Raw genomic sequence first — 14,351 nt, forward strand, 5'->3', positions numbered from 1 at the left:
TCAAATCGTCGCGAACGCTTCGCCGGCCGCGGTTAAGCGCCGCCGTATTCGTCGGGATTGAACCCGGCATGGGGAACTTCGTGATGAAACTGCACCTTCTCGCGAGCGCGTCGCTCGCGTCGCTCGCCGCCGTGACGGCCGCCATGCCGGCCCATGCCGATCAGGCGGTCGCTTCTATCGCCGCATCGACCGCCGTCGCCGGTGAAGTCGTTCATGGTCGAGTCACCAATGCCGCCGGCGAAGCTCTGCCGGGCGCCGAAGTCGTCGTTCGCGGCGTCGGCCTGCGCGCCGTCACAAACACCCAGGGCGAGTTCGATCTGGTCCTGCCGACCGGTGAGGTCACCCTCGACGTTCGCTACATCGGCCAACCCTCGGCCAGCCAGACCGTATCCGTCGTTTCCGGCGGCGCCGATGTCGCTATTGTGCTGGGCGGTGAGGACGCCACTACCCTCGGCGAAGTTATCGTGACCGGCGTCATCACCGACGGCGTGGCGCGTTCGCTGAACCAGCAGAAGAACGCCGACGGCACCCTGAACGTCTTGTCCGCCGACGCCATTGGTCGCTATCCCGACCCGAACGTCGCGGAATCCCTGCAGCGCGTCCAAGGCATCGCCATCCAGCGGGACCAGGGCGAAGGCCGTTACATCAACGTTCGCGGCGCGCCGGCAGCCTTCACCGCCGTATCGGTAGACGGCGTCCAGGTTCCGTCGGTCGATCCGGGCACGCGTGCGGTCGATCTCGACACCCTGCCCAGCGACATCGTCGCCAACGTCGAAGTCTCCAAGACCCTCCTGCCCAGCCAGGAAGCCGACTCCATCGCCGGCGCTGTCAACATCAAGACCCGTTCGCCGTTCGACCGTCGTCGCCTGGCCCTCAGCGGCTATGCCGGCGGCAGCTACAACGACTACGGCGGTTCCGACACCCGCGCCGCCGCCACGGCGTCTAACGTCTTCGCAAACGACACTTTCGGCGCTCTGCTGTCGATCAGCTATTCCGAAACCAACCGCCGCCCCGACAACGTCGAAAACGCCTGGGTCAAGGAAGAGCAGAACGGCAAGGACGTGTTCGTGCTCGAAGAGAGCCTGTTCAAGGACTACGAAACCAAGCGCACGCGCCAAGCCGTGACCGGCGCCCTGGAATGGCGCCCGACCGACGATTTCCGCGCCTATCTGCGCGGATCGTTCGCCCAGTTCGAAGACGACGAATACCGCAACACGCTGGGCCTGATCTATTCGGACGGCACGCTGCAACCCGGCGCCACGAACACGAGCGCGACCTACACCGGCGCTCGCATCACGCGTCAACTGCGTCACCGGACCCAGAAGAACGATATCACGACCCTGGTCGCGGGCGGCGAAAAGACCTTCGACAACGGCGCCGTTTGGGACGCCAGCCTGTCGTGGGCCGACAGCGAGCAGAGCTATCCGAACCGCAATGAGCTGCTGTATCGCTCCAGCGCCACGACGCTGAGCTACAACACCACCGACCACTATATGCCGACCTATTCGGTGTTCAGCGACGCGACCGGCTTCTATCGCGACCCGACCAAGTTCTCCTTCCGTGAGAACACCTTCCGCGAGAACACCACCGAGCAGGAAGACGTCGCCTTCAAAACCAACTTCGAGCTGCCCAGCCAGTTCGCCGGTCGCGACGTGACGTGGAAGTTCGGCGCCAAGTTCAACAGCCGCGAGATCAATGCGGACGAGCAGCGCTATCGTAACCGCGCCTCTTCGGCGAGCCCGGGCACGCTGGCTTCGGTGCTGAGTGACCGTGAATCGCGCAACTATGACTATGACCTCGGCTTCAAGTTCGACGCTGACATTGCCGACGCCTACTTCGCCAGCGCGCGCGCCGCGTCCCCGATCCGCCAGCCCGACTCCATCACTGCGGACTACACGGCGCAGGAAGACATTCTCGCCGGCTACGCCCAGGCTCGTTTCGACGTCGGCGCGACGAATGTCATCATCGGCCTGCGCGTTGAGAATACCAAGTTCGACGGCGACGCCGCCAAGGTGATCGATGGAGACGTCAGTCCGGCTTCGGTCAGTCGCGATGATACGGAGTTCTTCCCGAACCTGACGTTGCGCCACAGCTTCTCGGACCAACTGATCGGTCGTTTCGCCCTCACGCGCTCCATCTCGCGTCCTGAGTTCAACGAGATCGTCCCGCGTCGCATCGAGGAAACGGACGGCTCCAACATCTCGTACGAGATCGGCAACCCGGACCTGCAGCCGGCTCTGTCGAACAACATCGACATGGGCCTAGAGTACTACTTCACCTCGCTCGGCGTAGTGTCGGCCAACGCCTTTTACAAGGACCTGACCGACTACCGCTACACTCTGAAGTACAGCGATGAGGTGACGATTGACGGCACGGTTTACGACGCGGACTTCGAAACTCCGATCAACGCGCCCGACGGCCATATCGCAGGCCTGGAGCTGAACTGGCAGCAGAAGTTCGGCTCCCTGCCGGGCCTGCTGTCCGGCTTCGGCGTGTTCGCCAACTACACGGTCACGGACGCCGAGATCAAAACGGCCCAGTCCTACGGCGGCCGCGACACCTTCGCCCTGCCGGGTCAGTCGGACACCAACTACAACGCCGCGATCTTCTACGAGATGGCGGGCTTCAGCGCCCGCCTGTCGTACACCAAGCGCAGCGACTACCTGGAAGAGATCGACGCGGACGACGCCGATCTGGACCTGTATGTCGAAGGCCGCGAGCAGTTGGACTTCACCACCAGCTATGACTTCGGCAACGGGGTCGAACTGTTCGGCGAGGCCAAGAACCTAACCGACTCGGCCGGGGTTCGCTATTACGGCTCGCGCGAGCGCACCTACGAGTACGAGAAGTTCGGCTACAACATCTTCGTCGGCGTCCGCTTCAAGCTCTAAGCGTCTGGGCTTGAGAACACGAAAGGGCTGGACGGCGACGTCCGGCCCTTTTTTCATGCGCGGCGAACGAGTCGCGTCTCAGGCGCTTGACGGCGCCCATGTCGATGTCGTCAGGCTGTTCCCGCACTCCCCCCTCGTCGGATCGCTGGTTCAGCCCTTGCACAGCCGGGCCGAGGACGGGCGGGCCGCGCCCCAAATTGAGACGGATCGATCGATGTTCCTCGAAGGCGAGGTCAACTGGACGCTGATCTTCGGCGTCATGGCCGTAATCGGCTACGCCATAGCCGCCGTCGCCCTGTGGTTCGCCGTGACCCACGGCGCTCGTCACGCCAGCGCCACCGACCAGCTCGACATGGTCCAGAAGGTCGCCGAGTCCTCGGACAAGCGCTTGTTCGAGACCATGAACGCCGTGCCCGTGGCCATGGTCGAGACCGACAGCACCGGCAAGTTCGTCTTCGCCAACCGCGCCGCCCACCAGTTGCTGGGCCGCCGCGACGCCGAACTTCTGGGCCTGCGCTTCCACTCTGCGACCTGGGGCATCACCTTCCCGGACGGCAAGCCGATCCCGGCCGACCTGCTGCCCAGCGCCCGCGCCCTTCGCGGCCAGACGGTGCGGGGCTTCCAGCACCTGATGATGAACGCCGCGACCCGCAAGAAGATGCTGGTCTCGGTCACCGCCATGCCGATCGAGAACGACCGGGGTCAGGTCACCGGCTCCATCGCGGCGATCGTCGAGACCGACGTCCTGACCACCCCGGCCATCGAACCCGCGCCGCCGCCGCCTCCGCCGCCGGCGGGCCGGGCCAGCCTGGCCGACCGGGTGTTCGACGCGGCGTCCAGCGCCCTGGTCGTGGTCGATACCGAAGGCCGCATCCTCCAGGCCAATCGCACGGCCCTGATCATGCTGGGTCGCGGCGAAGGCGTGACGGGATCCGACTTCGCCGATCTGTTCCTGCCGCTGGACCGGCGCACCGAGGGCCGACAGGCCCTGCGCGCCGCCCTGTCCGTCGAGGACGAGAGCCCGGCGCCCATCGAGACGGTCGACGCCGACGGCGCCGGCATCCGCTGGGCCCTGCTGCCGCTGACCGACGAGACTGATCGGCCGGACGCCATCCTTCTGGCCGGCTCCGCCATGGTGGAGGCCCCGTTTGTCCATGTCGCGCCCCCTATCGAGGCCCAGAGCGACGTGGCGCAGGAGAACGAGAACGGCGCAGACGGTTCCGATCCGGTCGCGGCGGCGGTTCAGGCGGCCCAGGCCGATTTCGCTCGGCGCGAACGCGAGATCCTGGCCGCGCACAACCAGGCCTTGCTGGATACGATGGCGCAGGCGGAACGGGCCGAGCGCCTGGTCCGCGCCGAACTGGAGGCCGAGCGCCGCATGGCCAATGTCGGCCGTCTGGCGGGCGGCGTAACGCATGATTTCAACGCCCTGCTGGGGGTCATGACTTCGGCTCTGGACCTGATGCTGCGCCATGTCGATGAGCCCGAGCGCGTCCGTCGCCTGGGCCAGGCCGCCCTGGCCGCCGGTCAGCGCGGCGAACGCCTAACCCGGCGCCTGAGCGCCTTCTCCCAGGACGAGGACCGGACCAATTTGCAGCGGCTGGACATCGGCGTCTTCCTGGCGGGGCTGGAGTCCAAGCTGCGTCTGCTGGCGGGACCGGCCATCGACCTGATGATCGAGACCCCGGCCCAGCCCGCCTTCGCCCGGATCGACCCTGCGGCCTTCGAGGCCGCCGTTCTGGCCCTGACCCGAAACGCGGTCGAAGCCTCGAACGGCGCAGGCTCGGTCGCGGTTCGTCTGGCGGTCCTTGCGGACGGCGGCCTGAGGCTGAGCGTTCGCGATTCCGGCCCTGGCATGGACGCCGATACGGTAAGACGCGCTGCGGAGCCCTTCTTCACCACCCGCCCCGACGCGGCGGGCCTGGGCCTGTCGCAGGCCTTTGCCTTTGCGCGGCAGTCCGAAGGCGTCCTGGCCATCGACAGCACCCCAGGCGAAGGCGCGGAAGTCTCCGTCACCCTGCCTTCGGCGCCAGGTGCCGACGCGGAACGGGTCGAAAACCGGCCTTCCACGGACGAAACGGCCACAGAAACCGCGTCCTGAGCGCCGCCGCCCCCTGCAAAGGTCGATTCCGAGGCCCCATATGACGCGCGGCGGTTGACCCTTGCCGGGTCGGCGCTAGTGTCCGCCCGCCTGCCCCCACGCGCCAGAAGACCAGAGGATATCATGGCCGAAGCCACCGCTCCCTACGACGTCGTCATCATCGGCGGAGGGCCCGGCGGCTATAACGCCGCGATCCGCGCCGGCCAGCTGGGCCTGAAGGTCGCCTGCGTCGAGATGCGCGCCACCCTGGGGGGCACCTGCCTGAACGTCGGCTGCATGCCGTCCAAGGCCCTGCTGCACGCGTCGGAAATGTTCGATGCGGCCAACAGCGAATTCGCCAAGATCGGCATCGAGGTCCAGCCCAAGCTGAACCTGGGCCAGATGCACAAGTCCAAGGACGACAGCGTCACCGCCCTTACCAAGGGGATCGAGTTCCTGTTCAAGAAGAACAAGGCCGACTGGATCAAGGGCCGGGGCAAGATCGTCGGTAAAGGCAAGGTCGAGGTGACCGCCGCCGACGGTTCCGTCCAGACGCTGGACGCCAAGAACATCGTCATCGCCACCGGCTCGGAGCCCACCCCCCTGCCCGGCGTCGCTTTCGAGGACGGCAAGGTGATCGATTCCACCGGCGCCCTGTCCCTGCCGGCCGTGCCGAAGAAGCTGATCGTGATCGGCGCCGGCATCATCGGCCTGGAGCTGGGCTCGGTCTGGCGCCGTCTGGGCGCCGAGGTGACCGTGGTCGAGTTCCTGGACCGGATCACGCCGGGCATGGACACCGAGGTCGCCACCGCCTTCCAGCGCACCCTGACCAAACAGGGCATGAGCTTCAAACTGGGCGCCAAGGTCACAGGCGCCAAGTCGGTCAAGGACGGGGTCGAGCTGACGGTCGAGCCCTCGGCCGGCGGCGCCGCTGAAACCCTCAAGGGCGACGTGGTCCTGGTCGCCATCGGCCGCCGGCCCTACACCGAGGGCCTGGGTTTGGAGAGCGTCGGCGTCACGCCGGACAAGCGCGGCTTCATCGACCATGACCACTTCAAGGTCGCAGAGGGCGTCTGGGTGATCGGCGACGTGACCCACGGGCCGATGCTGGCGCACAAGGCGGAAGAAGACGCCGTCGCCGTGATCGACACCATCGCCGGAAAATACGGCCACGTCGACTACGCCCTGGTCCCCAGCGTGGTCTACACCTTCCCCGAAGTGGCCTGGGTCGGTCAGACCGAGGACCAACTGAAGGCCGCCGGCGTCGCCTACAAGAAGGGCAAATTCCCCTTCACCGCCAACAGCCGCGCCAAGATCAACCACGAGACCGACGGTTTCGCCAAGGTGCTGGCCGACGCCGCCACCGACAAGGTCCTGGGCGTCCACATCATGGGCCCCCAGGCCGGCGAAATGATCCACGAAGCCGCCATCACCATGAGCTTCGGCGGCGCCTCGGAAGACATCGCCCGCACCAGCCACGCCCACCCGACCCGTTCAGAAGCCGTCCGTCAGGCGGCCATGGATGTCGAAGGCTGGATGATGCAGGCCTGATCAGGCGCGACTTGCCAGGCTTCTGAATGAAAAAGGCCCGCCCGGGGATCGCCGGGCGGGCCTTTTGCTTGGGTCTGGGCGGATGGGGCCTAGGCGGCCCAGGACGTCCGGTCGTCCTGCGCATGACCGCCGCGCGCGGCCTCGCCGATGCGGAACCGCGACACCAGTTCGGCCAGCTTCTCGGCCTCCTGGCTCAGCGCCTGGTTGGCGGCGGTGGTCTGTTCGACCATGGCCGCGTTCTGCTGGGTCGTCTGGTCCATCTGGTTCACGGCGACGTTGATCTCGGCCAGGCCCACAGCCTGTTCCTTGGCCGAGGCGGCGATCTCGCTCGCCAGCTGGTTGATTTCGGCCACCTGGCTGATCAGGGCGGTCAGGGCGCCGCCGGTCTGGGACACCAGCCGGGCGCCTTCGCCGACGCTGGCGCTGGAGGCCGCGATCAGGCCCTTGATCTCGCGCGCGGCGTCGGCTGAACGTTGCGCCAGGGCGCGCACTTCCGACGCCACCACGGCGAATCCGCGACCCGCCTCGCCCGCGCGGGCCGCCTCGACGCCTGCGTTCAGCGCCAACAGATTGGTCTGGAAGGCGATTTCGTCGATCACGCCGATGATTTCGCTGATTCGGCCCGACGTCGCCTCGATCTCGCCCATGGCGGCGGTGGTGTCGGCGATGATCTGTTCGCGCGCGCCAGCCCCGCCACGGGCCTGGGCCGTGATTTCGGCGGCGGACTGGGCGCCCTCGGCCGTCTTGCGAACGGTGACGGTGATCTGGTCCAGGGCGGCGGCGGTCTGTTCCAGGGCGGCGGCCTGGCGTTCGGTGCGGCGCGACAGGTCGTCGGTGGCGCCTGACACCTCCGTGGTTCCCGCCCGCATGGCGCCGACCAGTTCGATGATGTCGCCCATGGTTCCCGCCAGGGTGTCGACGGCCGCGTTGTAGTCGTCCTTCAGCTTGCGGCTGCGCTCGGCGAAGGTGGCGGTGATGCGGTGGTTCAGGTCGCCGCGCGCCAGGGCCGCAAGCCCGTCGCCCAGCGCCTCCACCACCACGGCGTCCTCTTCGGCCAGACGCTCGCGCTCGGCTTCGCCGGCGGCGCGGGTGGCGCGGGCGGCCTCGCGCATGGCCTCGGTCTCGGCCTCGCTCTCTTTCTGGCGGACGGCGGCGTCGCGGAAGGCGATGACCGCGCGGGAGATCTGGCCGATGTCGTCGCCGCGAGACACCCAGGGGGCGTCGAAGTCGGTGCGGCCCTGACGCAGGGCTTCCATCCGCTCGCACAAGGCCTTCAGCGGCGAGAACATCCGGCGCGAAACAACCAGGCAGGCCCCTACCACGAGCAGGGCGGCGACCAGACCGCAGGCGAACAGGGCGATCATCACCTGGTTCACCGAGGCCATGAAGTCGACCTTGGGTATGCCGACGTACAGCACGCCAATGGTCTGGCCTGCGGCGTTCTTGATCGGGTCGTAGGCGACGAAATAGGGTTTGCCGAGGATTTCAGTCTGGCCGCGATAGGGCTTGCCGGATTTCAGCACAGCGTCATAGACGGGGCCCGGCTTCAGCTTGGTGCCGACGGCGCGGGAACCGTCGTCCTTGACCACATTGGTCGTGACCCGTAGGTCGTTCAGGAAGACGGTGGCCGTGCCGCCGACCAGGGCCTTGATCCGGTCGACCGGCTCGACGAAGTCGTTCATCGGCGTCGAGCCGACATAGAGTTTGCCGTCCCGCGCCGAGAAGCCGTCGCCATAATCGGCCAGGACGTCCCAGGCGACGCGCATATTGGCTTCTTGCCGCTCAGCCGCGTGGGCTTCGGCGTCGCGGGTCAACAAGACCGCGGCCACGGCTGTCAGGACGAGCGTCAGGACGCCGAGGGCGGCGATGACCATCAAGGCCGTCTTGGCCGAAAGGGAGAGCGCGCTGAGTTTCATGGCCGAATCCGCACAAGTCTAATCTAGCTTAGGAAGGACCCTCCGCGAACAGGGTTAAGATTTACAATTGATAGGTATTAATCCTTACCTTGAGCCGAGCAGGCCTCTCAGCCGGTACAGGGTTTCCAGCGCGTCGCGCGGCGTAAGGGCGTCGGGGTCTACGGCCTGCAAAGCCGCCTCCACCTGCGACGGGCCGCGCGCCGGCTCCGGCTCGGTCACGGCGAACAGGGGCAGATCGTCCAGCCGCGCCGTGGCGGCCTTTTCGCCCTCCAGCCGCTCCAGCACTGATTTCGCCCGCGCGACGACCGCCAGCGGAACCCCGGCCAGCTTGGCCACCTGCACCCCGTAAGACCGGTCCGCCGCCCCCGGGGCCGCCTCGTGCAGGAAGACCAGATCCCCGTTCCATTCCCGAGCCGTCATGGACAGGTTGCAGACATGATCGAGCCGCGTCTCCAGCTGGGCCAGCTCGTGATAATGGGTGGCGAACAGGGTGCGTGCCCGATTGACGTCGTGCAGGGCCTCGGCCGTGGCCCAGGCGATGGCCAGACCGTCATAGGTCGCGGTGCCGCGCCCGATTTCGTCCAAGACGACAAAGCTGCGCGGCGTGGCCTGGGTCAGGATGGCGGCGGTCTCGACCATCTCCATCATGAAGGTGGAGCGGCCGCGCGCCAGATCGTCGCCGGCCCCGACGCGGCTGAACAGCCTATCCACCACGCCCAGACGCATCGACCGCGCCGGAACGAAGGCCCCGGCCTGGGCCAGGATCACTAGAAGCGCGTTCTGGCGCAGGAAGGTCGACTTGCCCGCCATGTTTGGCCCGGTGACGATGGCCAGGCGCGCGCAATCCGACCCTGACCCGTCCAGCCGTGCATTATTGGGCGTATAGGGGTCGCCCGCCGCCTTGACCGCCGCCTCGACCACCGGATGCCGCCCGGCCTCGACGGAAAAGACCAGGCTGTCGTCCACCACCGGCCGGGTCGCCCCGACTTCTTGCGCCCATTCCGCCAGAGCCGCGTGGGCGTCGAGCTCGGCCAGGGCCTCGGCGACCGCCTGCAGCGGCTGAGCCAGACGCGCGACCTCGCGCCGCCAGGTCTCGAAGATCTCGGCCTCGATGGCCAGGGCGCGATGGCCGGCCTGGCTGATCTTGGCGTCCAGTTCCGACAGTTCGACGGTGGTGAACCGCACCTGGCTGGCCAGGGTCTGGCGGTGGATGAAGGGGCTGTCCGGCCCGGCCCGCAGCAGGCCTTCCGCCGCCTTGGCCGAGGTTTCCAGGAAATAGCCCAGGACGGCGTTGTGCTTGACCTTGAAGGCCACCCCGGATTCCGCGACGGCGCGCGCCTCCAGATCAGCCACCACCCGGCGGCTGTCGTCGCGCAGGGTGCGGGCGGCGTCCAGTTCGGGGCGATAGTTGGGGCGCACGAAGCCGCCGTCGCGCGCCAGATGCGACGGCTCGTCCACCAGGCCCTCGGCGAGGTCAACCATAAGCCGCGACACGTCCGGAGACAGGGTCAGCCGGTCCAAAGCCAGGGCGATGCGGCGGGGCTGACCCGTGATCGGATCCACCTGGCCGATGAACAAGCCGGCGATCCCCTCTGCAATCGACAGTCCCACGCGCACCGCCGCCAGGTCGCGCGGCCCCCCCCGTCCCAGCGCCAGTCGCCCGACCGCCCGCGCCACATCGGCCGAGGCCTTCAGGCCGTCGCGCAGATCGCGCCGCAGGTCGCGCCGCTCCAGCAGCCATTCGACCGCGTCGAGTTGTTCATTGATCGCCAGCGGATCGCGCAACGGCCGGGCGATCCGCTCCGCCAGGGCCCGCGCCCCGCCCGAGGTGACGGTCCGGTCGATACAGGCCAACAGCGAGCCTTCGCGCTCGCCCCTCTGAGTCCGGTCGATCTCCAGACTGGTGCGCGTTGCGGGGTCAATGGCCAGGAAGCCGCTCTCGCCCAGACGGCGCGGCGGGGCCAGGGCCGGGACCTTGCCGGCCTGGGTCGTCTCCAGATAGGCGGCGATCAGGCCCATGGCCGAGACCTCGGCCTCCTCAAAGGCGCCGAAACCGTCCAGAGCCGCGACGCCATACAGCCGCTCGACCCGCGCTTGGGCCGCCTGGGGCTCGGCGATGGCGCTGGCCAGGGCCTGGACCACGCCGCCGGACCCGTCCAGGGCGTCACGCGTCGTCGGGTCCGAATAGATCCGGTCCGTGACCAGAACCTCGGACGGACGAAACGCCGCCAGGGCCGCACCCAGATCCTCCAGCGCACAGGCGACGCTGTCCACGGCCCCAGACGACAGCTCCACCACCGCCACGGCCGCCCGGCCCTTGCGCACCGCCACCGCCGCCAGCCGGTTGGCGCCGCGCGCGTCCAGCAGACTGTCCTCAGTCAGGGTGCCCGGCGTCACCACCCGCACCACGCCGCGATGGACCACGGCCTTGCCGCCGCGCTTCTTGGCCTCGGCCGGATCTTCCAGCTGTTCGCAGATGGCGACCTTGTGGCCCAGGCGGATCAGCCGGGCCAGATAGCCCTCCATGGCGTGGACCGGCACACCGGCCATGGGGATGTCCTCGCCCTGGTGCTTGCCCCGCTTGGTCAGGGTGATGCCCAGGGCCGCCGCCGCCACCTCGGCGTCCTTGAAGAACAGTTCGTAGAAATCCCCCATGCGGAAGAAGAGTATGGCGTCCGGCTGTCCGGCCTTGGCCGTCAGATACTGCGCCATGAAGGGTGTCGCCCCTTCCAGCGAGGCGGCGACTTCGGGCGAATGTTCGGGGGAGGGAAAAGCGGGCGCGTTCATATGCTGTCAGGGTGAAGGATCACAGCCGACCGCTCAAGCCCGTTAACGGCTCTTGCACAGGCTTCTCCCCCCTGCGATAGGCCGCGTCAGGCGGTTAAGGGAACACGGTGAGACACCGTGGCTGTGCCCGCAACTGTAGGCGGCGAGAGCGTCGTCCGTCCGGGGTTCTTCACCCCGGCGCCACTGGGTGACTGGGAAGGCGAGGACGGCGGTTTATGACCCGCAAGCCAGGAGACCTGGCCGCCTAATGTCGCTCGTCCGCTGTCCGGGACCAGACAGAGGCGCGGGGATTCTCGTCGTAGCGACCCGATCTTGCGCCGTCCGGACCCTTCAGGCCCGGCGGATCGGCTCGCTCATACCGGTTCCTCGCGCGCACTCGCGGAGCCGACATCGGGGATTCTCGCTCAATGAAGCGCTCCATTCTTCTGTCTACGGCGGCGATCGCCGCCGCCCTCGCCGCGCCCGCCTTGGCGGCCGACGACGTGACTTCGCTGGACGACGTCGTCGTCACAGCCACCCGCATTCCCGCCATCGTCGAAGACACGCCCGGCGCACGCGTCATCGACTCCAAGACCATCGAACAGCGCGGCGCTGTCTTCGCCGCCGACATCCTGTCGGACGTGCCCGGCCTGTCGGTGACCCGTTCAGGGGCTTTCGGAGGCGTCGCCCAGGTCCGCATGCGCGGCGCGACGCCGGGCAAGACCCTGGTCCTGGTGGACGGCGTCTCCGTCAACGACCCGGCCGAGATCAATGGCGCCTATGACTTCTCCGGTTTCGATCTGGGCGACGTCGCCCGGATTGAGGTCTTGTCGGGGCCGCAGTCGTCGCTGTGGGGGTCGGACGCCATCGGCGGCGTGATCGCCTTCACCACCAAGCAGATCGACGGCCTGCGCGCCGAGGCCGAGGCCGGCAGTTTCGACACCGTGCGCGGTCGCCTGGCCGCCGGCGTCGCCAATGAGACCTATGCCGTCAGCGCCTATGTTTTGCACTTCGACACCGACGGCATCTCCGCCGCCGACGAGGCCGACGGCAATCCCGAGGCCGACGGCTTCACCAACACCACCGTCGGTCTGAAGGGGCGCTACGCCGTCTCCGACACGGTCAAGTTCGACGGCTCGGCCCGCTGGTCCAAGAGCGAGGCCGATCTGGACGGCTTCCCGGCCCCGACCTACGCCCTGGCCGACACCGACGACACTCAGGAGTCCGAACAATGGTCTGGATTCGGCCGCGCCAGCCTGACGGCCCTGGGCCTGAAGCACCAGTTCAGCGTCTCGGCCTCCGACATCGAACGCACCTCCTACAGCGGCGGCTTCGGCTCCACCTTCAGCGGCGACCGGCAGGCCTATCGCTGGCAGGCCGACGGCGCGGCACGGGGCGTGACCTACGCCTTCGGCGCTGAACGCGATGAATCCTCGGCCGACCTGTCTTCGGGCGAGGCGCGTGACCTGGCGACGACCTCGGTCTTCGGCGTGGCCCAATACGATATCGGCGCCCTGAACCTGACCGGCGGCCTGCGTTACGACGACACCGACGATTTCGGCTCAAAGACCACCGGCCGGATTTCGGCGGCCTATGATCTGGCCGGCGGCTTCATCCTGTCCGGCGCCTATGGCACGGGTTTCAAGGCCCCGACCGTCAGCCAGGCCGTCTGCGACTACTGCTACGCGCCCCTGCCCTGGCCGGAACTGAAGCCGGAAACCGCTGACAGCGTCGAGATCGCTCTGGGCTGGGCCTCGGCCGACGGCCGTTTCGACGGTCGCGCGACCTTCTACCGCCTGAACGTGGACGATCAGATCACCTATTCCGCCGGTCGCTACATCAATGTCGCCAAGACCCGTTCCGACGGGGTCGAGCTGGAAGGCCGCGCTCAACTCGGGGCCGGATTCGACCTGACCCTGGCCTATGCCTGGACCGACGCCGAGGACCGCTCGACGGGCGCCCGTCTGCTGCGCGTGCCTGAACACGCCGGTTCGGCGACCCTGGGCTGGACGGGGGATCGGCTTTCGGGCGCCCTGACCGTCCGCGCCGAGGGCGACCAGGATGATTCCGGCGGCGTGCGCGACAGCTTCGTCACCGCGAATCTGAACGCGGCCTATCAGCTCACCGATCAGGTCGCGCTGACGGCCCGTGTCGAGAACCTGGCCGACGAGCAGTATCAGCAGGTGCTGGGCTACGGCGAGCCCGGTCGGTCGGCCTATGTCGGGGTCAGGCTGCGCTACTGATCCGCGCGCGGGCGTCGGCGGCGAAGGCCGCCGGCGCCTCGAGCGCCAGTTCCGACCAGTTCAGATCGGGGCTGGGCGCATGGGCGGCGGCCAGGATGGCGCGCAGTTCGGCGGCCGAGGCGACGCTGGCCACCACACGATCCACAGCCTTCAGTGAAAAGGCGTAGGCCAGGGCCGCCTGCATCGGGTCGCAACGCCGTTCCGCCAGGCGCCGCCGCGTCCGCGACAGGACCTGGGCATAGTCGGCCAGATGCGAGGGCAGGTCGTCCCCGCCTGAGAACAGCAGGCCGCCGGCGAAGACGGAGGCCAGATGGACCTGGGCGCCGACGGATTTGAGCTCGTCCAGAACCCCTTCCGCCGCAGCGCGCTGATCCAGAAGATTGCACGAGACCTGGACCACATCGGCCTCAAGACGACGGGCCAGCAAGGCGGGCCCGTCCTCGATCGTGGCGCAGAAGCCGATGCTGCGGAATAGGCCGCGATCCTTCAAAGATTGAAGACGATCCCACAGGGCGCGGCCTTCGGCGCCGGCCAGATCGGCCGCGTTGTCGACCAGCAAGGCCTCGCCGCGCGGCAGGCCCAGTCGTTCCAGCGACCGGCGCGCCCGGGCTTCGACCCGGTCCAGGCCTTCATTCAGGGACACGGTGCGCACCGTGACACGGAAGGGCGAGGGGAAGGGCCAGGCTTGGCCGAGCAGGCGTTCGCCGTCGCCCCCGGGACGGGTCGCGATCATTCGCACGCCGGCGTCGGATCCGGTCTGCAGCAGGAAGCGCATCGCGTCTTCGCGCGCGCCCGTCTGGCTGTTCATCAGGGAATTGAGCGGGCGCTGAGGCTCGGTCACCACGGCGAGAGCCAGGCGATCAATGGGCGAGGGCGCCGAAGGGGTGGCGGAGGAATGCGTCAC

At 68.0% G+C, this 14,351-nt stretch carries 7 protein-coding genes and 1 riboswitch; of the genes, 4 read left to right on the plus strand and 3 right to left on the minus strand.

The genetic code is table 11. The features are described from left to right. Positions 1-83 precede the first annotated feature (83 nt). The 3 genes from ACW17X_RS11585 (at position 84) to lpdA (ending at position 6,522) form a co-directional block, all read left to right on the plus strand. Positions 84-2,891, plus strand: coding sequence for a TonB-dependent receptor (locus ACW17X_RS11585; RefSeq protein WP_492097529.1), 2,808 nt, complete (start codon positions 84-86; stop codon positions 2,889-2,891). 55 nt (positions 2,892-2,946) lie between these two features. Continuing rightward, positions 2,947-4,992, plus strand: coding sequence for a PAS domain-containing sensor histidine kinase (locus ACW17X_RS11590; protein WP_492097531.1), 2,046 nt, complete (start codon positions 2,947-2,949; stop codon positions 4,990-4,992). A gap of 123 nt (positions 4,993-5,115) precedes the next feature. Continuing rightward, entirely contained in the window at positions 5,116-6,522 is a 1,407-nt protein-coding gene (lpdA, locus tag ACW17X_RS11595) for a dihydrolipoyl dehydrogenase (protein WP_492097533.1), read from the plus strand. 89 nt (positions 6,523-6,611) lie between these two features. On the opposite strand, the gene ACW17X_RS11600 is transcribed toward lpdA, so the two are convergent. Both ACW17X_RS11600 and mutS read right to left on the minus strand, forming a co-directional pair. After that, positions 6,612-8,438, minus strand: coding sequence for a methyl-accepting chemotaxis protein (locus ACW17X_RS11600; RefSeq protein ID WP_492097535.1), 1,827 nt, complete (start codon positions 8,436-8,438; stop codon positions 6,612-6,614). Positions 8,439-8,522: 84 nt separating this feature from the next. Further along, a complete protein-coding gene (mutS, locus tag ACW17X_RS11605; RefSeq protein WP_492097536.1) occupies positions 8,523-11,225 on the minus strand; it encodes a DNA mismatch repair protein MutS in 2,703 nt (900 codons plus the stop codon). A 74-nt stretch (positions 11,226-11,299) separates the two neighbouring features. After that, positions 11,300-11,484, plus strand: a riboswitch (cobalamin riboswitch). A gap of 148 nt (positions 11,485-11,632) precedes the next feature. On the opposite strand from mutS, the gene ACW17X_RS11610 reads away from it, so the two are divergent. Beyond that, a complete protein-coding gene (locus ACW17X_RS11610; RefSeq protein ID WP_492097537.1) occupies positions 11,633-13,447 on the plus strand; it encodes a TonB-dependent receptor plug domain-containing protein in 1,815 nt (604 codons plus the stop codon). Here ACW17X_RS11610 and ACW17X_RS11615 read toward each other — a convergent pair. After that, positions 13,431-14,351 (minus strand): aldo/keto reductase, encoded by a 921-nt coding sequence (locus ACW17X_RS11615; RefSeq protein WP_492097539.1) that lies wholly within the window; start codon positions 14,349-14,351, stop codon positions 13,431-13,433. The genes ACW17X_RS11610 and ACW17X_RS11615 overlap by 17 nt on opposite strands.

Source organism: Brevundimonas sp. FV1ye4L, assembly GCF_058681255.1.

Excerpts from the sequence above, each read along its gene's own strand:
- ACW17X_RS11610 (WP_492097537.1), top strand. The coding sequence starts at position 11,633 with ATGAAGCGCTCCATTCTTCTGTCTACGGCGGCGATCGCCGCCGCCCTC.
- ACW17X_RS11600 (WP_492097535.1), bottom strand. The coding sequence starts at position 8,438 with ATGAAACTCAGCGCGCTCTCCCTTTCGGCCAAGACGGCCTTGATGGTC.
- mutS (WP_492097536.1), bottom strand. The coding sequence starts at position 11,225 with ATGAACGCGCCCGCTTTTCCCTCCCCCGAACATTCGCCCGAAGTCGCC.
- ACW17X_RS11590 (WP_492097531.1), top strand. The coding sequence starts at position 2,947 with ATGCGCGGCGAACGAGTCGCGTCTCAGGCGCTTGACGGCGCCCATGTC.
- lpdA (WP_492097533.1), top strand. The coding sequence starts at position 5,116 with ATGGCCGAAGCCACCGCTCCCTACGACGTCGTCATCATCGGCGGAGGG.
- ACW17X_RS11585 (WP_492097529.1), top strand. The coding sequence starts at position 84 with ATGAAACTGCACCTTCTCGCGAGCGCGTCGCTCGCGTCGCTCGCCGCC.